This is a genomic window from Mucilaginibacter sp. SMC90 (assembly GCF_022811725.1).
Classification (GTDB): Bacteria; Bacteroidota; Bacteroidia; order Sphingobacteriales; family Sphingobacteriaceae; genus Mucilaginibacter.
On record NZ_CP094527.1, the window covers coordinates 3924516 to 3947443 of the forward strand.

The window sequence follows — 22928 nt, forward strand, 5'->3', positions numbered from 1 at the left end:
ATAGTTCCAGATGCCTAAAATATTCAGAGTAGCCGCGCTAAGTTTACTTTTTGCGACACTGTTATGCAGTGTTAATACATTTGCTCAAACCAAAAAGAAAAAAACACATTCAGTAAGAGATTCACTCCGCGCCTCCATCTTATCGCGCGATTCAATGATGCGGGCGCTAAAACGCTCTGATACGTCGGTAAATAACCTGCTGCAAAAAGTTGAATATTATACATCTGCCTTTAATCAGATCAAAAGCAATCTTTCAAAAAAGTTAGATACTGTAGATATAAGTACTAAACTACCATCGTTTGAAAAGCGTGTTACACTTATTAAATCACTTATTGACAACGACAAATCAAGCACGTTAAGATATCTGTACACGATCAGGGATGTACTTACCCGAAGCGACGATCAGCTTGATCTGTGGCAGGAACAACTTGCTGACATCAACAGTAAACTTGTTCAAAACCAGAATGACCTCGACGCTATATCACGGGATAGCGTTTTAAAGATCCTGCCTGCCGATAGTTCACTGGCCACTACCTATCTTATTCAAAAAATAGCCATCGACAGCAAGTATCATCGTCTTGATACAACCAACAAAAAGGTAATGGTAAAGATAGGGCTGCTGCAGAACCGTACTTCTGCAGTTTATATCACCATACTTGACCTTAAAGATCAGATTGATACCAAGATCCGGGATTTCAGCATCAGGGCTATGTCTCAGGAATACAATAATATCTGGAGTATGAATGCTGATGAAGGCAACGATTTTGGTATTGCTACCAAAGCTACCGCCGATATGAACGCGAAGCTTTTTAACTTTTTCATTGGCCGTGATATCCTGATTCATATTGCTGGTTTAGTGATGTTATTTGCGTTTTTTGCCTGGGTACGGGCCAGTAGACGGAGAATCTTACGCGACAATGATACACCTGATAGTGTCTTTAACCAAGCCAATTACGTGGTGAATCACCCCTTCGTGTCCTCTCTCATTATAACATTTACGTTGCTGCCTAATTTTTATGATCACCCTCCGGTAATTGTATTGGAAATGTTTTTACTGGTCTTAATGGCAGCTTTGCTTTACCTTGTAAAAAGGACCTGCAATTCGGCTATGTTTGGTTATATGCTGCAATTATTTGGCATTACCCTTATTTATAGCCTGAGCAACCTTTATATCCAGGTAACTAATATTGATAGAGTAGCTATTTTAGTATTAGGCCTCGCAGCATCCATAGTAAGTTTCAGGTTTTTATCGAAAGTACGCAAGGCCAAAAGCGATTATCTGCCCTGTACCAGCCCGATACTTAAAGTGTTTATATTTTTGCAGGGCGCATCTTTTTTATGCAATGTATTCGGCCGGGTATCTCTGGCCAAGATCATTGGTGTTAGCGTAGTATACAACCTATGGCTTGCCCTTGCAATGTACTACATTGTACATTTTATTATGGAAGCCTTGTTCCTGCAATTGGAAGCTGGCAAAAAGAGCAATAATCTTACATCATTCATTGATTATAAGTTATTACAAAACAAGTTTAGAAGCGTGCTCAGCATACTGGCTGCTATATTATGGCTGGTAATGCTTACCCAAAACCTAAATATTGAAGATACTGTATTTGATTCGCTGGGCGATTTCCTGACCAAAAGCCGGAGCATTGGCGGTACCAATACACAGTTTACTTTTCAGAGTGTGATCATATTTGTGGCCGTGATCTGGCTATCGTCTATAGCTTCAAAAATTATCAGTTACTTGTACGACGTAGCCGCTAAACATGCCAATGATATTGATGTAGCCAAGAAAAAGAATCGTACATCTACCCTCTTAATCAGGATTGGTGTTATTGCTTTAGGATTTTTCCTGGCTGTTGCTGCTTCCGGCGTGCCAATTGATAAGATCACCATTATCATAAGTGCTTTTGGTATTGGTATAGGTTTTGGTTTACAGAACATTGTAAACAACCTGGTATCGGGTCTTATACTCGCTTTTGAAAAACCTATCCAGGTTGGCGATATAATAGAAGTAGACAGCCGCTCGGGAACTATAATGGACATAGGTATCCGTGCCAGTAAAATTGCAACTTCAGATGGTGCAGAAGTGATCATACCTAACGGCGACCTTATTTCGCATCACGTAATTAACTGGACATTAAGCAATAATAACCGCCGGGTTGAACTGATTATTGGGGTGGCTTATGGCTCAGATATTGAAAAAGTAAAAACAGTATTATTGAACCTGTTAACCAACCATGATGATATCATGACCCAACCTTCGCCCTCGGTATTTCTGCATAATTTAAATGAAAGCTCTGTTGATTTCAGGATATTTTTCTGGGCTGCTGATATTAATACATGGCTGGGTCTTAAAAGCCGTGTATTAGCCGATATTTACGAAGCCTTTAACAGGGAAGGTATTGATATACCGTTCCGCCAGCAGGATGTGCGGGTAATATGGCCTAAAGGCTTGCCTCCTATCAAAATAGAAGCTCCAGGTATAAACGAGGCCGAAGAAATTAAACCGGATACAGACGATACTAAAGCTCCGAAGGATCAAGATCAGTAAAATGGGTTTTCTTTTTCACGAAGAAGTCCCAAACTATACTGCCTTTATATATACCTTTTGTGTTTTGTGCTGCGCTACCTTTTGCCTTTTGCCTTTCACCTTTCGCCTTTTTAAAAAGGCTCATCACAAAGCTTTGGTGCGCCCGGCTTACCGCCCAGGCATCCTTGCGTTTACCTTCCATTAAAAACCTGAGCAGGGCAAGCAGATCCATCATAAAACGAATACAGATCACCCAAAAGGCCCGCCCAAATGGAAGGTTCTTTTTGATAAGCAACAGGTTATTCCTGAAGTTGAGATAGGTTTTGAACGGATTTTCGGCATTAAGGGTACCACCGCCAACATGGAAAATGGTTGATTGCGCGCAATACATCACTTTATATCCCATGTTTTTTAAACGCCAGCAAAGGTCGATCTCTTCCATGTGGGCAAAGAAACTTTCGTCAAAGCCACCGGCTTCATCCCAGATACTTTTTTTAATGAACAGTGATGCTCCAGACGCCCAAAACACCTCGCCCGATTGCTCATATTGCCCATTATCCTTTTCCAGTTCATAAAAGATCCTGCCACGACAAAACGGGTATCCATGCTTATCAATAAAGCCCCCGGCAGCACCGGCATGCTCAAAATAATCTTTTTGCGCGTACGATCTGATCTTGGGTGCAGCAGCAGCAATTAAACTGTCGCTTTCCATTAGTTCGATCACAGGCTCAATCCAGCCAGGGATAACTTCCACATCTGAGTTAAGGAGGATATAATAATCGGCATTAACCTGCGCCAGTACCCGGTTATAACCGCCTGTAAAGCCGTAGTTTTTATCATTTTGGATAATCCTCACCGACGGATAGTTCTCGCGCATAAATGCCACGGAATCATCTGACGAGGCATTATCGCCCATCACAATTTCAAGGTTGGGATATGTAGATGATAATACCGAAGGAAGAAATTGTTTAAGGTATTTTACGCCGTTCCAGTTTAAAATAACTACAGCAACTTTAGGTGTATGGGTCATCTATGTAAATCCTCCGGCTTAAACTTCCATCTCCGGTGCGACCATAACCAATATTGCGGTTCTCTTCTGATCATCCCCTCAAGGTACTTCACGTGCATATCTGTTATTTCGTGTTCGGCAGTTTCTTTTGGTGTTTCGGTAAGCGGTATCAGGGTGTATTCATAATATCCGCGCTTTACCCGTTTCATGTCGTAAAAAACAACAGCGGCGTCAATTGTTTTGGCAATTTTTTCAATCCCCAAAAATACGGCGGTTGGCTGGTTCAAAAAATCAGTAAAATAGTTTACCTCATGCATCACGGGGGTTTGGTCGCCTACCAGTACGCTTACTGTAAGCTCCTTACGGTACTCAACCATTTTGCGCAGTGTTTGCTTCATAGCAACCGGCTGCCCGCCAAACCGTGATCGTATTTTAATAAAAAAATCGTCGAATGTTTTATTTGACAAGTTTTTATAAACTATCATGAACCTTTTATCGGTAACAAAATTAAAATTCAGCGCCGCCATTTCCCAGTTACAATAATGGCCCGCAACTGCAATAATACTCTTACCTTTAGCAAAGTATTCAAAAACAAGTTCGGAGTTGGTAGCAACTACCCTTTTCTGAATCTGTTTTTCGGATACGGTTATCATTTTAATGGTTTCCACCATCAAATCGGACAGGTAACGGTAGTATTTGCGTTCAATATCATGGCGCTCCTGATCTGTTTTTTCGGGAAAAGCATTGCGCAGGTTTTGCTGCACTACATCGCGGCGGTAATGAACGATATAGTATATAATAACGAACGCGATATCGGATAAAATGTATAAAAACCAAAAGGGAAGTAACGATATCAGGTATAAAATTAATATACCAAACTTAGTAAAGCCCTTTTTTATCATTATTTTCGCCAATTTTGAGCACAAACATAAAATATATGATTGAAAAAGGCGCTGTGTTACCTATGTTTTATCTTCCGCCGGTAGATTATTTTGTACAGCTAAACACGTACAAGCCTGATATACTGATAGAAAGAGAAGAACATTTCCCTAAACAAACTTATCGCAACCGGGCTAATGTTTATTCGCCCGATGGTATGCTGGCATTGGTAGTACCGGTAATTAAAGGTTCAAAAAATCACACTAAAGTTAAAGACGTAAAAATCAGCTACGATTTTATGTGGCAGCGCCTGCATTGGCAAAGCTTACAAGCCTGTTATCGCCGCTCGGCTTATTTTGAGTTTTATGAAGATGATTTTGCACCGTTTTATGAAAAACAAATTACCTACTTATTTGATTATAACCAGGAGCTTTTGAACCTGCTGCTCAAGCTCACCAAAATAAAAACTGAATTAAACTTTACGGATGAATACCATGCCGATTATCCTAACCTGCATGATTTTCGGTTTTCCATTCATCCCAAAAGAGAAAGTGAAATGCAGCAGAAGCCATATTTTCAGGTATTTGAAGACCGCCGGGGTTTTATGAAAAACCTGAGCATTATTGATCTGCTGTTTAATCAAGGACCGCAAACAATAAACTATTTGTAAATGAATGGCAATTTAAAACGCTTACGCTTTAAAAAACATAAACACGCAGGCAATGTTGGCGACAGACCGGGTACTATCAACATACCCAGTGATGCGCTTAAGCCAATTATTTCAGTTTACTCCTATAATAAAGACGAACTTGTAACTTGCGAAGGCAAGGATATAAAAACAGCCTTAAAGCAGCTTGATAAATGCGATAATCATACCCACTGGATCAAAATAAACGGCTTAGGGGATGCTGACCTCATTGAACAGATTGGCGAACACTGCAATATCAATTCATTGGTTTTGGAGGATATTGCCAATACCCATCAGCGCCCTAAGTTTGATGAATATGAAGATTATGCGTTTTGCACCAGCCGGATAGTTCAATTCAATAAAGATAACGAGATCATTAACTGCCAGTTTTCGGCTATTATAAAGGATAATATCATCGTTAGCTTTGAGGAAGATCATACCGAACGCTTTGATGCAGTAAAAGCCCGTTTAAAAGCAGGAAAAGGCGCTATCCGCACCGCTGGGCCTGGTTATATGTGCTACGCACTTACCGACACCATAATTGATACCTATTTTGTTTTATTGGCCGAGATTGGTGACCATCTGGACGCGCTGGAAGATAAACTTTACCAAAGCGCTGATAAAACGATCATGTTTGATGCCCAGCAGTTAAAACGCACACTTATTGTTGTACGTCGCGCCAGCTGGCCCGAGCGGGATAAAATCAATGACATGATCCGGTCTGAAAGCCCGTTGATAACGCCTGAAGTGAAACTATTTTTGCGCGATGCTTATGATCATTGCATCCAGGCTATGGATTTGATAGAAAACTACAAAGAGGTAACATCAAGTATTATCGATCTGTACCTATCTATGGTAAGCAACCGCATGAATGAGATCATGAAGGTGCTCACTATCATTTCGGTGATTTTTATACCGCTTACTTTTATCGCCGGTATTTACGGCATGAACTTTTCCCGCCAGGATGATAAAGGTCATATCCTTCCGGATAACATGCCCGAATTGTACTGGCATCACGGCTATATTTATGCCATTGTGTTTATGCTTTTGATAGCTGTAGTGCAGGTATTTGTATTCTGGAAAAAGGGTTGGTTTAATAGGTTGTAGATCCCCAGCTCCGTAAAGGGGGTGTTATCGGCAACCCAAAAAAGAACATTGCCGTATGCAACGTTCCTCTTATTTATTAATGGGCAAACTCTGGCCTCAGATCAGCTTTCATTGCTTTCCTGAACTTCATCACCTTGGGCTCTGATACGCCTACTATATAAGGCTGATTGGGGTGAGCACGATAATATCCCTGGTGATAGTTCTCGGCAGGATAAAACACTTTGAAGGGCACAACCTGTGTAACTATTGGATCGGCATAATGCTTTGACTGATTTACTTTCCTGATGGTAGCCTCGATTGTATTTTTCTCTGCTTCATTACGGTAAAAAGCGATAGAACGGTAATCAGTACCTTCATCAGGCCCCTGACGATTGAGCGTGGTTGGATCATGCGCAAAGAAGAATGCTTCGGTTATTTTATCAAAACTGATCACCTTTGGATCATAATAGATCTGCACAGTTTCAGCATGATTGGTATTTTGCGAGCTTACTTCCCTGTAGGTGGGATTTTTAGTTGTCCCGCCGGCATACCCCGAAATTACTTTGTTAACGCCCTTTAATTCGGACATAGCCTCGCTCATACTCCAGAAACAGCCCCCTCCGAAGGTGGCCACAGCCTCCCCGGTTTTTGGTGCGGGTAAAGTCGCAAAATCATCTCCATTTTTTGAACCTTGTCCGTCAGCACAACTGCTTAAAAACAGGAATATCCCAATTGTATATAAGATCAACTTTTTCATGATTGATAAAACTATTTTAGTTCATTATATACGCCATCCCGGAGCAGACAGATGGTCATTGCCGTGTAAATAAGGTTAACGCTGGCCTCGCTGTTGCATGAGCGATTTCTTCACCATGAAAAGGATCTCGCCAAGGCCATTTGTTTTGATCTCGAATGTGGTTGATAACAACATGCCCATTTTATCTTTAGTAAAACCCTTGCCGGACATCCACTCCAGGTATGATACCGGGATATCGGCTATGATAGTACCTTTATATTTACCGTAAGGCATCCTGGTTTGTACAATATCGATGAGTATTTTGGGGTCTGGTTTTAAATTTTCCACACGGCAAAGGTAAGCACAAACCTGCGGGATTCTTCTTTATTCCTGCAATCCGCGGATAATAAAAAATGTTGCCAGCGCCGCTGCTACACCGATACTTGCCTTTAAAATCCCGCTGCTTACATATGGCGGGATATATTTTACGCCCATTTCATCGGCAACGGCCGGGTGGCCTACATAACGGCCTTTTGCGGGTACTGCCAGCTGCTCAAAATTATCTGCCAGCTCATGCAGTTCGTCATGAAGCTCGCGGCCACGCATAACGGGGCCATGGCCTGCCGCTACTGCACGTGGCTCAAGCGCAGTGAGCCTGCGGACAGATTCGGCTGCGGCTTCCCAGTCGGTAGTGAAGTATCTTGGCGGGCCGGTTAACTTTTTAAACGAACTCAAGGAATACAAAGCTGATTCGGCCTTTGTAGTTGAAAACGCATCGCCAACCAAAAGCGTTGAGTTTATCGGCAAAAACAGCGAAATATGCCCCGGTGTATGGCCTGGCGTGTGAATTACCTTCCACTCAGGCAGCTCTTGGATCCCTTCTTCCATATCGATTGCCTTTACTTTAGTGCCGAGGTTTATAGGTGCTGTAGGGAAAAATACCGACAGCAGGCTCATCACCCCATCACGTAATGAAGGATCGGTTGGTGGATATGATGACAGGCCGGTTAAATAAGGCAATTCAAGTGCATGGGCGTAAACAGGCACATTCCATACTTTCAATAACTCTTCAAGGCCGCCGGAATGATCGCCGTGGCCGTGTGTAAGCACAATAGCAGCCGGTCTTGTTCCCAGTCCAAAAAGGTCCTCGGCCATGGCAATGATCTTACCTGCCGAACCTTTTAATCCCGTGTCAACCAAAACCCAGCCCTTAGCAGCACCGGGACGGTTAGCTATCATGTAAACATTAACAAACAATAATTTGGTTCCCCATACCCTTTGCGATACCTGGAAATACTTTGTGCTGAGCCTTCTGTTCATGGTTTATAATTGTTAACAAAACATAACTCGGATATTAAAAGTTTTAGCTGTGTTAAATTTAAAAAACAATTTTATCAGCTTAAAAACAAATAATATAGCGGCTTACCTAATGCCCGCGCAAACAGAAATTGCCCAAGCCATGTTAAGTTAATAAATCGTAAATATTATGGAACAGCAATTTGATGCTACACTTACAGGAACTGACAGTGAAATTGATGGCATAGCGCAACAGGTAAGCCGTCCCGGTTACCCAAATGCTTATGAATTTAAATCAATAGATGAAACACTGCATTTGGTAATAGCCAGGGATAAAGACGGTGAATGGATAAGGCTTGATGGCACGGAACCCTATCTTTCAAGCTGGATAGATGAACTTGCCGAACAAGCGGCAAGCCACGCTTAATAAAAAAGAAAGCCGGATCCTTTGACCCGGCTTTCTGCGTAATAATTCAATTAGTTAGTCCAAATCAATTGGTTTCATCCGGGGCACTAAAAAGTGCATGATAAGCCAGGCTAAAATGTAAGCGCTTCCACAAACAAAAAACATAATGTAATAAGCAATCTCAATTTTATGGATTGACCGGTAATACACAAATAAGTTTTTTTGTACGGCAAGCGATAAAAACACGCCTCCGATAGAACCGAACATCCCTCCCAGGCCAGTTACCGAACCAATGGTACGTTTTGGGAACATATCCGACACGGTAGTGAAAATATTAGCGCTCCAGGCCTGGTGTGCCGATGCTGCTATACCTATTACAATAACGGCAAGCCACATATTAACACCACCTAAAATTTGGGCAAATATGATAGGGATTACTGCAAGTGCATAAATAAACATCGACGTTTTACGGGCTTTAAACACCGGCCAGTTGTTTTTAATCAGGTTCATGGGCAACCAACCGCCCCCAACGCTGCCGAAGGTAGACATGGTATAAACCAATGCAACAGGGATAGCTATTGCTGTACCTTTTAAGTTGTACTGGCTCTCTAAAAAATCGGGTAACCAAAAAAGGTAAAACCACCAAATAGGGTCGGTAAGAAATTTGCCTATAACAAAAGCCCAGGTTTGTTTAAAAGAAAGCAACTTACCCCATGATATTTTCTTTTGCTCAATAGGTTGTAGGCTTTCGGTTTGGCTATCATGATCACTGTTGATGTAATCAAGCTCAGCTTTTGATACCTTGCTGTGTTGTGCGGGTGCACGGTAAATTACCTGCCAAAGCACCAGCCATATAAAACCTATCGAACCAGTTATAATAAAGGCCCAACGCCATCCCCATGCAGCTGCGATAAACGGAACAGTTAAAGGGGCAACTATCGCGCCTACGTTTGCGCCCGAATTAAAGATCCCGGTAGCAAAAGCACGCTCCTTTTTCGGGAACCATTCGGCAACTGTTTTAATAGCAGCAGGGAAATTTCCCGCCTCACTGATACCTAATGCAGAACGCACTACGCCGAAACCAAAAGTACCACCAACAAAAGCATGGCATACTGCCGAAATGCTCCATAACAGCGTTGAAAGGAAATATCCCAATTTGGTACCGATCTTGTCTATGATCCGGCCGGCAGCCAGCAGGCCTATAGAATATGCTATTTTAAATGCTATTTCAATATTGGCATAATCGCCATCGTTCCACTTAAACTCCTTTGTAAGGTCTAATTTAAGTAAACTGATCACTGCCCGGTCAAGGTAATTAACGGTTGTTGCGAAAAACACCAGCGAGCAAATTACCCAGCGGTAGTTTCCAACTTTTTCTTCTCTCATTATAATTTAGGTTAACAGGCTATTTAATGGTTTGTACTATTTCCAGCAGCTTTAAAGTATCGTTATAAAGCTTATCATACTCCTTGTTTTCGAGTACACTTTTGCTGATGAGCTTGCTGCCCATACCCACTGCACATACACCGGCTTTAAACCAGGTACTGATGCTGTCGTGGCTCAAGTCAACCCCACCTGTTGGCATGAACAACTGACCCGCGAACAGATCCCTGATAGAGGATACAAACTCCGGTCCCAATATATTGGCCGGGAATATTTTTATTAAAGCAGCACCGTTTTGTTGCGCTAAATAGATTTCGGTTGGTGTCATACTCCCCGGAATCCACAACAGGTTATGTTGTGCGGCCAGTTTGCCCACTTCGGGATTAACAATCGGCGACACGATAAAATCAGCCCCGGCGGCAATAAAATCCTCAGCTTCCTGAACGCTTTTAATGGTGCCGATACCTAATTCCAAACCAGGCATTTCGCCGTTGGCAAGGGCTTGTTTTAAAACCTTAAAATTTTCAAGGGCAGCCACACCACGGTTGGTATATTCAAATACCCGGATGCCGGCTTTGTAAAGCGTACGGGTTATCTGCAGGCTCACTTCCGGGTCTTTATAAAAGAACAGCGGCAGTGTGCCTTGCTTTAATATCGCGTCAAGTACTATATCTTTTTTACTCATTATTTCATAGCATTATAAATTTCATCAACTGTTTTGGTAGTTGCATCACCTTCAATAAAAAGCTTTTCGAAGGCAGCAGCCGTAGCAAAATCCAATAACTGCTGCGGATCCTGCTTATTATAAAAGCCGTAGATAAGCCCGGCCATAAAGCAGTCACCACTGCCCACTTTATCAACCACGGTTTCGGTAGTGTAGGTTGGCGAATGATAAAAGCGATTGCCTGCATAAAGTGAGGTATAATACTCAACACCTTTACCGGCATCAAAACGGAAAGTATTGGCTACAGCCCTACAACGCGGATAAGCATCCATGATCTTTTCGGATGAATAAAGCCCCTCTTTGAGGTAAATGCTTTGTTGGCCCGATTCATGGATATCCGGTGTAACAGGAATGCCCAGCATGGTTTCCTCTGCCCAAACATTGCCCATAATGATATCTGCGTATTGCACCAGTTTTGGCATGATCTCAACTGGCTTTTTGCCATACTGCCATAATTTGGGGCGATAGTTAAGATCAACAGATATGGTGATATGTTTCCTGCTTGCCGCTTGTAAAACTTCTTCGCAAACATCGGCAGCCTGCTGACTTAAAGCCGGGCATATCGCGCTGAAATGAAACCAGCTTACCCCTTCAAGAACGGTATTCCAATCAACCATGCCCGGTTTCAGATCGGCAAAAGCCGAACCTGCACGGTCATATACAATGGCATTATTCTTTACATCTTTACCACGGGTAAGGTAATAAAGCCCTATCCTGTTGCCGCTTTTATGTATTGCTGCCGTATCAATGTTTTTGCTTTCCAGGTAACTGATAAGCTGTTCGGATAACGCGTTGTCAGGCAAAGCGGTAAAGTATTTTATCGGCTGCTCCCATAAAGCTAACGCATTGGCTACATTGAGCTCAGCGCCGCCTATGAAAAATGGCAGCTTATTTTCTGCGAGCCATTGCCCCTCGCCATCGGGGCACATGCGTAATAACAACTCGCCAAATGAGAGTATGCTTCCCTTGGTATTTTCGATATTGCTCATTTAAAAATTGAAATAGTTTTTGGCGTTAAAATAGCAAATATCACTCACGATCTTTCCTGTCCATTCAATATCATTTGGTAATTCGCCGTTCTCTATATCATCGCCCAAAAGGTTACAAAGCAACCTGCGGAAATACTCATGCCTTGGGAACGACATAAAGCTTCGCGAATCTGTAAGCATCCCTACCAAACGGCTTAGTAAGCCCATGTTTGATAATGCATTCAATTGCTTGATCATTCCATCTTTCTGATCCAAAAACCACCAGGCCGAACCAAACTGCATTTTGCCTTCAACCGAACCATCATTGTAATTACCAGCCATGGTAGCAAACAGTTCGTTATCGGCCGGGTTAAGATTATAAATGATGGTTTTAGCTAATTGATTAGTGGTATCCAGTCTGTTCAGGAATTTGGATAACGCCCTGCCCTGTACAAAATCGCCGATAGAATCCCAGCCTGTATCAGGGCCTAAATTGGTTAAGGCACGCGCATTATTATTACGCAGCGCACCAAGGTGAAACTGCTGCACCCAGCCTTTTTCATGATCCCAAATGGCAAAGTAATGCAACATAGCCGATTTGAATTTCAGGATCTCTAATGGCAACAATACTTCGTTGCTCCTGATTTTGGTAAAGATGGCAGCTATCTCAGCGTCAGTATAATCTTCGGCATAAATCTGCTCCAGACCGTGATCGGATAGTTTGCAGCCGTTTTCGGCGAAATAATCATGCCTTGCTTTTAACGCCGAAAGATATTCATCAATGTTAGATATGGATACATTTGCGACTGCTTCCAACTGGTCGATGTATTTGTTGAGCCCGGAAATGTCGTCGGCATTCATAGCTTTATCTGGGCGGTAGGCCGGTAATACTTTTACACTGTATCCATCCTGCTCAAGTTTCTGATGATAGCTAAGATTATCCAGCGGGTCATCAGTTGTACCAACCACCTCTACATTTTTATTTTTCAGGATATTGCGAATGCTAAACTCAGGCGATTGCAGTTTTTCATTGCATTGGGCATATATTTTTTGTGCCGACGCTGGCGAAAGCAATTCATCGATACCAAAATAACGCTGCAATTCAAGGTGGGTCCAATGATATAACGGGTTTCTTAACGTATAAGGCACAGTTGCTGCCCAGGCGATAAACTTTTCCTCGTCGGTTTTATTACCGGTGATATAGGCCTCATTAACACCGTTTGCACGCATAGCACGCCATTTGTAATGATCGCCGTAGAGCCAGATCTGGGTTATGTTTTTGAAATTGATATCATCAGCAATCTGATCTGGTGGCAGGTGGCAATGGTAATCAATGATAGGTTGGTGGCTCGCAAATTCGTGATATAAGCGTTGCGCTGTTTTAGTTTGAAGTAAAAAATCCTGATCTAAAAAATTCTTCATTGGTTATTAACAGATGTATACCAGGGTTAGTGGTATGGTAGTTTATACTTGTAAGCGGCAAATTACACATCATACAGGCAAGTTGGAAGTAATAAGCCTAAACAATCCACGCAAACGTTTTCGCTGGCAGGTAAAATCCACCTATTATCAAGCAAAAAAGGCGACAGGTGCTAACCCATCGCCTTTTCTTATCTATTGGTAAAATTTCTGCTACCAGAAAATTGAGTACAATGCAACTACGATGCCGGTTACAATTAATGCACCTGCTAAAAATCCCTTTGAAGTTTTGAACATCGAGCTCTCAATTTCAAGGCCGTTTGTAGTAACACCCCTGGCCTGGTCAATTTTTGAAATGATGTACATACCGATAACGCAGAGAATAAATACAAAACCCATACGGTCAAGGAAAGGGATTTCATATAACTTGGTTACCTTATCATCCTGCAAGGCCAATTTTGAGAAGCCATAAGGCGACAGGAAGCTCAGATCAATAAACCTTGGACAAAGTTTAAAGAAGCATGAGAATATGAACCCACCAATGGTTGCAAATAAAGCTGCGTTTGAAGTCGCCTTTTTCCAGAAGAAACCGAGGATAAACATAGCAAAGATACCCGGAGATACGAAGCCTGTATATTCCTGGATGTACTGGAAGCCCTGTTTGCCTTCGCCCATTAATGCTTTACCGATAAGTTCAGATAACAGGATACCTAATAACAAGGCAACAAGTACCGAGATTTTACCCAGGTTAACCAGTTTTTTATCGGTAGCTTCAGGATTGATCGCTTTTTTGTAAATATCTAACGTAAAGATGGTAGCAATACTGTTTGCTTTACCCGCTAACGAAGCCACAATTGCAGCTGTTAACGCAGCGAATGAAAGGCCTTTTAAGCCGCTTGGCAATAGGTTTAACAGTGATGGATATGCTTTGTTAGGATCCAATACACCTGATGAGCTCGCCATTTCCTGGTGGAACATACCTTTTTGATACAACAGGTAAGCAGCAATACCAGGCAACACCACAATAACAGGCATCAGCAACTTAAGGAAAGCCGCAAACAGGATACCGCCACGGGCAGTTTTAAGGTTTGCACCCAAAGCCCTCTGTGTGATATATTGGTTACAGCCCCAATAATTAAGGTTAGTGATCCACATACCGCCTATCAGTACCGATAAGCCCGGAAGATCCATGTAATTTGGATTATCCTTTTTAAAGATCATATGGAAGTGATCGGTAGCTTCGCTATGCAGGATCTTGAAACCGTTCAGTAAGCCTGTGGTGCCTTCTTTTTCACTTAACAGAGTAAGTGCAAGGTAAGATGCCATTAAACCGCCCAATATAAGTACCGCCACCTGTATAACGTCGGTATAGCCGATAACTTTCATGCCACCCAGCGTAATAACCGCCGAGAATATAGCAAGCAACCAGATACAAAGGTGAATATCCAGGCCTGATATACCGCTGACAGCCAATGCACCAAGGTAAAGGATTGACATTAAGTTAACCACGATGTACAGTAACAGCCAAAAGATGGCCATGATCATAGCTACTGTTCCGTTATACCGCTGATGCAGGAACTGAGGCATGGTAAATATCTTATTTTTAAGATATACCGGAATAAAGAAAACCGCCACAATGACAAGGGTAATAGCAGCCATCCACTCGTAAGTAGATATCGCTAAGCCCATTTTAAACGCAGACCCACTTGTACCTATAAATTGTTCGGCAGAGATATTTGAGGCAATGAGTGATGCTCCGATAGCCCACCAGGTTAACGATCCTTCGGCTAAAAAATAGTCTTTTGAGGTGGCATCGGCGTTGTGTTTACGCTTATACACCCAGAAGCCGTAACTGGCAACAATTATAAAGTAGATAAAGAAAACAGCATAATCGCCATTCGAGAGGGTTTTGAGGTTCATTGTTTTGGTTTGTCTTTGGGTTTAATATGTATGATTGACAATTATAAACTATATATATCGATTTATCAAATTTTCGATGTATTCTTGTTTACCGCTTGTCACTTTAGGTTCGCCGTTAGCTATCGCATAGTTACGCAAATCTTCTAAAGAAACCTTACCCTCTTCAAAATCTTTCCCGGTGCCGCTGTCAAATGAGGCATACCTGTCGGTACGTAATTTTTTGTATGCTGATTTTTGCAGAATGTTGTCAGCAGTTACCAAAGCCCTTGCAAACAGGTCCATACCGCCGATGTGCGCGTAGAATAAATCAGCCGGATCAGTTGAGTTACGACGGATCTTGGCATCAAAGTTAATACCACCGCCCTGGAAACCACCTGCTTCAAGGATGATCAGCATGCACTCGGTGATCTCGTTAATATCATTCGGGAACTGGTCTGTATCCCATCCGTTTTGGTAATCACCACGGTTAGCATCTATCGAACCTAATAAACCGGCATCGGCAGCTACCTGTAATTCATGCTGGAATGTATGACCGGCCAATGTAGCGTGGTTAACTTCAAGGTTCAGTTTAAAATCATTGATCAGGTCGTACTTCTGTAAAAAACCTAATACGGTAGCTGCATCATAATCATATTGATGCTTGGTTGGCTCGCATGGTTTAGGCTCAATGAAGAAAGTGCCTTTAAAGCCTTGTTTGCGGGCATAATCTTTAGCAGTATGTAAAAATTTAGCCAAATGCTCCTGCTCGCGTTTCATATTGGTATTTAACAGGCTCATATAACCTTCACGACCACCCCAGAAAACATAATTTTCACCACCCAAAGCGATGGTTGCATCCAAAGCTGCTTTTACCTGTGCGCCGGCATGGGCCAATACATGAAAATCAGGATTGGTTGAAGCGCCGTTCATATAACGTTTGTGGCTGAACAGGTTTGCAGTGCCCCAAAGTAGTTTTACACCGCTGGCTGCCTGTTTTTGTTTGGCATAATCAACCAAGGCCTGTAAACGGCGGTCGTTTTCAGCAACATCATTACCATAATCAACCACGTCGACATCGTGGAAACAGTAGTATGGCAGGTTCATTTTGGTCAGGAATTCAAATGCCGCGTCCATCTTATCTTTAGCGCGCTCTACGGCATCAGCTTTTTCATCCCACGGGAAAACATGCGTAGCACCACCAAACGGATCGGCACCGGTACCGCAGAACGAGTGCCAGTATGCACCTGCAAAACGTAAATGATCTTTCATGGTTTTGCCGGCCACTACCCTGTCCGCGTCATACCAGCGAAACGCCAGTGGGTTATCTGATTCAAGGCCTTCAAATTTTATCTGGCCTATTTCTTTGAAAAATTCCTTTTCTCCTGTTACTATGCTCATGTTTATTTTAATTATTGAGTTATTGAATTAGTGATTTATTTTGATGATAGATGTTGAATTATTTAGTTTGATATGCAGGAAATACCTTTCGCCTTTAACCTTTTCCCTTTCACCTCGACTTCGCCTCTAAAAGCGCTTTCCACTCCTGGTAAACAGGTTCAAACTGGTCGGTTGTGGGTTCAACCAGTTTAACGGCTTTGATATTGCTGAATGCTTCGGCCGGTGATTTGAAAATACCAGCGCCTATGCCCGCTCCTAATGCTGCGCCAACGCTCCCGTCATTATTGTAAAGCTCAACAGGTACTCCTGTAGCATTTACAAACGTTTGGGTGAACAGATCGCTCAGGAAAAGATTGCTTTTGCCTGCACGGATCACGGTTGGGTTCATACCATTGCCGCGCATGATATCAAAACCATAGCGGAATGATGAGGCTATGCCCTCCTGCACCGCCCTGAAAATATGTGCAGGTGTATGCAGGTTAAGGTCGATATTTTGGAAATGCGCACCTACCTGCTTATTATTTAACATCCGTTCGGCACCGTTGCCGAATGGCAATACTTGCAAACCCTCACTACCTAAAGGAGCTTTTTCGGCTTCGGCATTCATTTGATTATAGCTGTAGCCGGTTCCGAAGGTGTTTTTTACCCAGCGATATAAGCTGCCGGTTCCGTTAATACACAACAGCACACCAAGTCTTTTTTGTTCATCGCTATAGTTAACATGTGCAAAAGTATTGATGCGCGATTGCTGATCGTAAACCAGTTGATCATCAACCCCATATATAACGCCAGATGTGCCGGCTGTGGCAGCTACTTCACCGGGATTAAGTACATTTAGTGATAAGGCATTATTAGGCTGGTCACCTGATTTATAGGTAACCGGGATACCGGCCTTTAAATTCAGTTTTTCGGCAACAGAAGCCTGCAAAGTTCCATGTGAGGAAAATACAGGGTTAATAACAGGGAACAGGCTTTCATCGAAACCAAAGTAGCTGATAACTTCTTTAGAGATGCTATTCGCTTTGAAATCAAAGAACACACCTTCAGACAGTGCCGATACCGATGTAGTGATCTCGCCGGTAAGTTTCATGGCGATATAATCGCCGGGCAGCATGATCTTATCTATTTTACTGTAGATCTCCGGTTCGTTTTCTTTGACCCAAGCGAGTTTTGAAGCCGTAAAGTTCCCCGGTGAATTAAGCAGGTGCGACAGGCAATGCTCCTCGCCTATTGCTGCAAAAGCCTTATCGCCTATTTCAACGGCTCGGCTATCGCACCATATAATACTATCACGAAGTACATTTTGGTCTTTATCAACCAATACCAGGCCGTGCATTTGGTAGGCTATACCTATGGCTGCAATATCTTTTGAGTTGTAGCCTCCTTTGGCATGGCAGCGCTCCAGCGCCTTTTGTGCCTGCTCCCACCACATTGACGGTGACTGCTCGGCCCAGCCTGGGTGCAATGCTTTTATTGGCGACTCCTGGTCGGGGTATTGTGCCGAAGCAATTGTATTTTGCGTTGCGGCATCAACTACACTTACCTTTACCGACGAAGTACCTATATCAATCCCTAATAACAGCATAGCCTATTCAGATTTTTGTATGATTTTTTGGTTGTATTTATTAATTGGTAACTTAACGCAACGAAAATAAAGAAATAAATAAAAATTGCAATCGATTGCGTAAAATATTTTTTCCAACTTGCACGCTATAATGAAGAAAGTTAAACGTACCACCATTTATGACATTGCCGCCAAGCTTGGCATAACCGCTTCTTCGGTATCAAGGGCGCTGAACAACAGCAGCCAGGTAAACGAAAAAACCAGGGAGCTGATCATTAAAACTGCCGATGAGCTGAATTACAAACGCAACACTCTTGCCTCAAATCTGCGTAAGGGGCATTCAAAAACCATTGGTGTGGTGGTACCGAGGATAAACCAGAACTTTTTCAGTAACGTAATAGCAGGGATCGAGGAAACAACCTACCAAAAAGGGTATAATCTTATCATTTGCCAATCGGGCGAGGTGCATGATAAAGAAATTCAATGCGTAAATACGCTCATCAACCAGCATGTAGATTGCATTGTGATCTCAGTATCTGCCGATAGCTACGATTACCAGCACCTGCAAAATGTGCTTGATCATGGCATTCAGCTCATCCAGTTTGACCGCGTTGCCGAAGAGCTGGAAACACTCAAGGTAATTAACGATAACGAGCAAGCTTCATTTGAGGCAGTGTCGCACCTGATAGAAAACGGATATAAACGCATAGCCTTGTTGGAAGGGCCACAAAACCTGAACATTTTTCGCCAGCGAAAAAACGGATATCTGAGGGCATTAGCAACGCATAAAGTAAAAGTTATTGATGAACTGGTAGTTGAAAACGCATGGACAAAAGAACTCGGTGCCGAAGGCACCCGTAAGCTGCTCAACCTCCCCCAGCCTCCCGATGCGATATTTGCATCAACGTCAGATTTTTCGGCCTTAGGCGTTTTGGAGGTAGCTAATGCAATGAACATTAAGGTACCTTCTGAACTGGGCATTTGCGGTTACTCCAATGAAGCTTTTACGGAGATCACCAGTCCGTCAATCACTTCGATTGATCAGTTCAGCGTTTACATGGGTAAAACCATCGGTAACCTGTTTTTCCAGGAAAATGCCAGCACCGAGGTTTCGGTTAAACCAAAGATCATTAGTATAAAACCGGAGTTGATCATCAGGGGGTCGACAGCGAGGAAAGGGTAAGCCCGCTTGCTTATAAGTTTGATGATTTATTAAGATCAAAATAAATGTCATTGCTGTAAAGGTTAGATAATTCGGAGACAGAATTAGCTTTATATAACTAAGCTAATTTTGTTATGCGAATAAACACTACTGACCTCACCTTAAAGCGAAACTATCTCAGTAAGTATCGTTTTTTAATCAGCGAATATGAGCAGGTAAAGCGTGGGGAACACCCGGGTTTTAGGTTCGCTAAAGACTTTTATTTGGCTCATGATACCGACCGGAGAAGTTTTCTGAAGTATTACAATCGGTTTAAACAATCCGGTAATGAACTCGACTTATTACCTGGTAAACGTGGGCCTAAGTACAGTACACGGCGTCCTGATCCCCAGGATGAACAGCAAGTGCTCGATTTGCGTTCGCGAGGCTGCAATAAGTTCGAGATAGCAGACCGGTTTAAACAAAAAGCTAATAACTTTACCCCATCGCCTTCAGGGGTGTACAACATCCTGAAGCGACACAACAAGAACCGTTTAACTGTTACAGATAAGGAAGTAAAGCGAAAGATCATCAAGGAACGCATGGGCCAGTTAGGACATATAGACTGTCATCACCTGAGTAAAAGTGTGATCAGGGGACAAAACAGGAAGCTGTACCTGCTTTGTGTGTTGGACGATCATTCCCGTCTTGCCTGGGCAGAGGTGATGGAAGATATTACCGCCTTGACCACCATGTTTACTTCGCTGCGCTGTATGCAAGCCCTTAAGCGCGAATTTGGTATTCAGTTCGAAGAGATCATCGCTGATAACGGCCCTGAATTTGGCACCTCTACCAGCTTAAATAAGAAAAACCATCCCTTTGAACGAATGTTGGTGGAAACTGGTATCAAAAGAAGATATATGAAACCTTACCGCCCGCAGACGAACGGCAAGGTAGAACGTTTTTGGCGTACACTTAAAGAAGATCTGATCGAAGACACCGATTTTGACAGCTTCGAAGAATTGGAGGATGAATTGCTCAAGTACCTCGTTTACTATAACTGGGAAAGGCCGCATCAGGGTATTAACGGCAAAAAACCTATTGAAATGGCAGCCTTAAACAACAAATAAAAACACCTGATTCTGTCTCCGAATTACTAAACACTTACAATTGCGAGCGCAGCGTGGCAACCGCATGCTATACAGAGCGGTCATGCTTCCGTGCGATTGCTTCGTCGTTCCTCCTCGCAATTGACATTTTTTAAGTGTTATTTTTTACGAAATTCCCACCGTAAATCCAACCCTATCCCAATAAAAATCATATTTTAAATTCAATATCGATAAGCATTTAGTTACAGATTTGTTACATTAAGCCTTAATTTCAACCATTATTTAAGTATAATACTTATGGATGATTTTTTAGCGGCCAGATCTCAAATGGCCTTATCGTTAGGTTTTCATATCATATACTCCTGTATCGGTATGGTAATGCCGGTTTTTATGGCTATATCACACTTCAAATGGATAAAAACGCAGGACCCTGTTTATAAGAACATCACCGTTGCATGGAGCAAAGGCGTGGCTATCTTTTTTGCCACCGGTGCAGTATCGGGCACCATGCTCTCGTTTGAGCTTGGTTTACTTTGGCCAGGCTTTATGAGGCATGCCGGACCTATCTTTGGTATGCCCTTCTCCCTTGAAGGTGTGGCCTTTTTTATAGAAGCCATAGCGTTAGGTTTATTCCTTTATGGGTGGAACCGGTTAAATAATTGGGTACATTGGACCGCCGGGATCATTGTTGGTGTAAGCGGCGTTGCATCGGGCATCCTCGTAGTAGCCGCCAATTCGTGGATGAACAGTCCATCGGGCTTCGACTTTGTGAACGGGCAGTATATTAATATCGATCCTGTAAAAGCCATGTTCAATAAAGCCTGGTTTTCCGAATCGCTGCATATGATCATAGCTGCTTTTTCAGCAACAGGCTTTGCAGTAGCGGGCATCCACGCATTGATGATCTACCGTAAAAAGAATATCGTTTTCCATACCAAAGCGTTTAAAATAGCTATCATCTTTGGTGCGGCTGCAGCTATATTACAACCCTTCAGCGGCGACTTATCAGCCAAAAACGCTGCTAAACGCCAGCCAGCGAAGCTGGCTGCAATGGAAGCTTATTTTCACACCCAGGAATATGCACCGCTGGTAATTGGCGGCATCCCCGACACGGCGGCTAAAAAAGTAAATTATGGTATAGAGATCCCCGGTTTGTTAAGCTTTTTAGTGCATGATAATTTTAAAACATCGGTAAATGGCCTGGATAAGATCCCGGTGAAGAACCAGCCGCCGGTAGCCGTTACGCATTACGCTTTCCAAATCATGGTAGGTATAGGGGTTTTGATGATGCTGATCGGGATCATTTATTTTTACGAGCTCTGGAAAAAGAAGGACCTGCTTTCCAAACCCTGGTTTTTGAAAACTTTTATCTGGGCTACTCCGCTTGGTTTCATCGCCCTTGAAGCCGGGTGGACAGTTACCGAGGTTGGTCGCCAGCCATGGATCATACAAGGGGTTATGCGTACCAGCGAAGCGGTTACCCCCATGCCGGGTATCCAGTACTCATTTTACCTGTTCAGCTTTATTTATTTTACACTGAGTGTGGCTGTTATATTTTTATTAAAAAGACAGATCCAGATGGTGCCTGAATTGTATGACCGTAAAACCGCCTGACCATGATGCTTTATATTGTAATCCTTTTCCTTTTCGCGGCCATCACCCTCTACTTTTTATTAGGCGGAGCTGATTTTGGTGCCGGCATTATCGAGCTTTTTACATCCACCGATAATAAACACCGCACACGTAAAATTATGTACCAGGCCATCGGACCCATTTGGGAGGCCAATCACATGTGGCTTATCATTACCGTGGTGGTGTTGTTTGTAGGCTTTCCGGTTATCTACAGCGAAATGTGTATTTATCTGCATATCCCCTTGCTGGTGATGCTGCTTGGGGTTATAGCTCGTGGTACAGCATTTTCTTTCCGTAACTATGATGCCGTTAAAGACGAAAAAACGCAGGCATTTTATACCCATATATTCGTCTATTCGAGCTTTGTAACCCCTTTGTTTTTGGGTATTATTGCAGGCAGCGCCTTATCAGGGCAAATTGATCCCAAAGCCACGGATTTTCTGCATGCTTATATCTTTAGCTGGTTCAACTGGTTTTCAGTATCTGTCGGTTTTTTTACTGTGGCGCTGTGCGGCTTCCTGGCAGCTATTTATATAGTCGGCGAAACGGAAGATGTAGACGAAATTAAGCGCTATATCCGCAAAGCAAAGATCATGAACGTTGCCGCCGTGATTTGTGGGTCATTGGTATTCTTAGCCTCTCATTTTGAGCATGTTCACCTGGCCAACTGGATTTTTGGTAACCCTGTGAGTTTAGTTGCGGTAATTGCTGCAACTATTTCATTGGCAGTACTTTATCTGATCATATCACATCGTCGTAACAGGCAGTGGATCAGGGTGCTCGCCGCTTTCCAGGTATGTATGATCCTGATATCGGTAGGGTTTTCGCGTTTCCCGAGGTTTGTTATTTTTAAGGACGGCAGCTCGATGTCGTTACTTACTGAACACGCCAACAGCAATAGTATAGATGACCTGGGGATTGGGTTATTAGTGGGCAGCTTATTTATACTACCGGCGCTGGGGTATTTGTATTATGCGTTTAAGAAGAAAGACCGCTGAGTTTTTTGATTCTATATTGACTGATATAACCATCTTTGTCTGTCCTGTTGGAGGTAAAAA

20 protein-coding genes are annotated in these 22928 nt (G+C 42.8%); 8 read left to right on the top strand and 12 right to left on the bottom strand.

The genetic code is table 11. The annotated features are described in order from the left end of the window. The first annotated feature begins 10 nt into the window (after positions 1-10). A complete protein-coding gene (locus MTO98_RS16890; protein WP_243487790.1) occupies positions 11-2554 on the top strand; it encodes a mechanosensitive ion channel family protein in 2544 nt (847 codons plus the stop codon). On the opposite strand, the gene MTO98_RS16895 is transcribed toward MTO98_RS16890, so the two are convergent. Together MTO98_RS16895 and MTO98_RS16900 are read right to left on the bottom strand one after the other, a co-directional pair. Beyond that, positions 2526-3563 (bottom strand): glycosyltransferase family 2 protein, encoded by a 1038-nt coding sequence (locus MTO98_RS16895; RefSeq protein WP_243487791.1) that lies wholly within the window; start codon positions 3561-3563, stop codon positions 2526-2528. The genes MTO98_RS16890 and MTO98_RS16895 overlap by 29 nt on opposite strands. Then, on the bottom strand, positions 3560-4444 hold the full coding sequence (locus tag MTO98_RS16900; RefSeq protein ID WP_243487792.1) for a lysophospholipid acyltransferase family protein: 885 nt from the start codon (positions 4442-4444) through the stop codon (positions 3560-3562). Before MTO98_RS16900 ends, MTO98_RS16895 begins: the two co-directional genes overlap by 4 nt. Positions 4445-4479: 35 nt before the next feature. Here MTO98_RS16900 and MTO98_RS16905 point away from each other — a divergent pair, with 35 nt between their 5' ends. Next, the gene (locus tag MTO98_RS16905) at positions 4480-5091 is read left to right on the top strand and encodes a WbqC family protein (RefSeq protein WP_243487793.1); all 612 of its coding nucleotides are present in this window, start codon (positions 4480-4482) and stop codon (positions 5089-5091) included. Beyond that, on the top strand, positions 5092-6216 hold the full coding sequence (gene corA, locus MTO98_RS16910) for a magnesium/cobalt transporter CorA (RefSeq protein ID WP_243487794.1): 1125 nt from the start codon (positions 5092-5094) through the stop codon (positions 6214-6216). It begins immediately after the preceding gene. A gap of 76 nt (positions 6217-6292) precedes the next feature. On the opposite strand, the gene msrA is transcribed toward corA, so the two are convergent. The 3 genes from msrA to MTO98_RS16925 all read right to left on the bottom strand — a co-directional run bounded on the left by msrA (position 6293) and on the right by MTO98_RS16925 (position 8251). Next, positions 6293-6952: a peptide-methionine (S)-S-oxide reductase MsrA gene (gene msrA, locus MTO98_RS16915; RefSeq protein WP_243487795.1), complete on the bottom strand. Its 660-nt coding sequence runs from the start codon at positions 6950-6952 to the stop codon at positions 6293-6295. 75 nt (positions 6953-7027) lie between these two features. Next, positions 7028-7279 (bottom strand): DUF3820 family protein, encoded by a 252-nt coding sequence (locus MTO98_RS16920; RefSeq protein ID WP_243487796.1) that lies wholly within the window; start codon positions 7277-7279, stop codon positions 7028-7030. Positions 7280-7315: 36 nt separating this feature from the next. After that, positions 7316-8251, bottom strand: coding sequence for an MBL fold metallo-hydrolase (locus tag MTO98_RS16925; protein ID WP_243487797.1), 936 nt, complete (start codon positions 8249-8251; stop codon positions 7316-7318). A gap of 166 nt (positions 8252-8417) precedes the next feature. On the opposite strand from MTO98_RS16925, the gene MTO98_RS16930 reads away from it, so the two are divergent. Then, positions 8418-8654, top strand: a complete 237-nt coding sequence (locus tag MTO98_RS16930) for a hypothetical protein (RefSeq protein WP_243487798.1) — start codon at positions 8418-8420, stop codon at positions 8652-8654. 54 nt (positions 8655-8708) lie between these two features. On the opposite strand, the gene MTO98_RS16935 is transcribed toward MTO98_RS16930, so the two are convergent. The 7 genes from MTO98_RS16935 to MTO98_RS16965 all read right to left on the bottom strand — a co-directional run bounded on the left by MTO98_RS16935 (position 8709) and on the right by MTO98_RS16965 (position 18009). Continuing rightward, positions 8709-10019 (bottom strand): MFS transporter, encoded by a 1311-nt coding sequence (locus MTO98_RS16935; RefSeq protein WP_243487799.1) that lies wholly within the window; start codon positions 10017-10019, stop codon positions 8709-8711. Between the two features lie 19 nt (positions 10020-10038). Next, positions 10039-10701 carry a bifunctional 4-hydroxy-2-oxoglutarate aldolase/2-dehydro-3-deoxy-phosphogluconate aldolase gene (locus MTO98_RS16940; RefSeq protein ID WP_371825419.1) on the bottom strand — a complete coding sequence of 221 codons (663 nt, stop codon included), beginning with the start codon at positions 10699-10701 and terminating at the stop codon, positions 10039-10041. After that, positions 10701-11729 carry a sugar kinase gene (locus MTO98_RS16945; protein WP_243487800.1) on the bottom strand — a complete coding sequence of 343 codons (1029 nt, stop codon included), beginning with the start codon at positions 11727-11729 and terminating at the stop codon, positions 10701-10703. Before MTO98_RS16945 ends, MTO98_RS16940 begins: the two co-directional genes overlap by 1 nt. After that, positions 11730-13130, bottom strand: coding sequence for a glucuronate isomerase (uxaC, locus tag MTO98_RS16950; RefSeq protein WP_243487801.1), 1401 nt, complete (start codon positions 13128-13130; stop codon positions 11730-11732). It lies immediately after the preceding gene. Between the two features lie 210 nt (positions 13131-13340). Next, positions 13341-15047: a sodium/sugar symporter gene (locus MTO98_RS16955; protein ID WP_243487802.1), complete on the bottom strand. Its 1707-nt coding sequence runs from the start codon at positions 15045-15047 to the stop codon at positions 13341-13343. 48 nt (positions 15048-15095) lie between these two features. Further along, on the bottom strand, positions 15096-16424 hold the full coding sequence (xylA, locus tag MTO98_RS16960; protein ID WP_243487803.1) for a xylose isomerase: 1329 nt from the start codon (positions 16422-16424) through the stop codon (positions 15096-15098). Between the two features lie 109 nt (positions 16425-16533). Next, complete coding sequence (locus MTO98_RS16965; protein ID WP_243487804.1) at positions 16534-18009, bottom strand: xylulokinase; 1476 nt, start codon at positions 18007-18009, stop codon at positions 16534-16536. A 130-nt stretch (positions 18010-18139) separates the two neighbouring features. On the opposite strand from MTO98_RS16965, the gene MTO98_RS16970 reads away from it, so the two are divergent. The 4 genes from MTO98_RS16970 (at position 18140) to MTO98_RS16985 (ending at position 22868) form a co-directional block, all read left to right on the top strand. Further along, on the top strand, positions 18140-19171 hold the full coding sequence (locus tag MTO98_RS16970) for a LacI family DNA-binding transcriptional regulator (RefSeq protein ID WP_243487805.1): 1032 nt from the start codon (positions 18140-18142) through the stop codon (positions 19169-19171). A 113-nt stretch (positions 19172-19284) separates the two neighbouring features. Then, positions 19285-20259, top strand: a complete 975-nt coding sequence (locus MTO98_RS16975) for an integrase core domain-containing protein (RefSeq protein ID WP_243484318.1) — start codon at positions 19285-19287, stop codon at positions 20257-20259. 276 nt (positions 20260-20535) lie between these two features. Beyond that, positions 20536-21852 (top strand): cytochrome ubiquinol oxidase subunit I, encoded by a 1317-nt coding sequence (locus tag MTO98_RS16980; protein WP_243487806.1) that lies wholly within the window; start codon positions 20536-20538, stop codon positions 21850-21852. A 2-nt stretch (positions 21853-21854) separates the two neighbouring features. Next, complete coding sequence (locus tag MTO98_RS16985) at positions 21855-22868, top strand: cytochrome d ubiquinol oxidase subunit II (protein WP_371825420.1); 1014 nt, start codon at positions 21855-21857, stop codon at positions 22866-22868. The last annotated feature ends 60 nt before the right edge of the window (positions 22869-22928 follow it).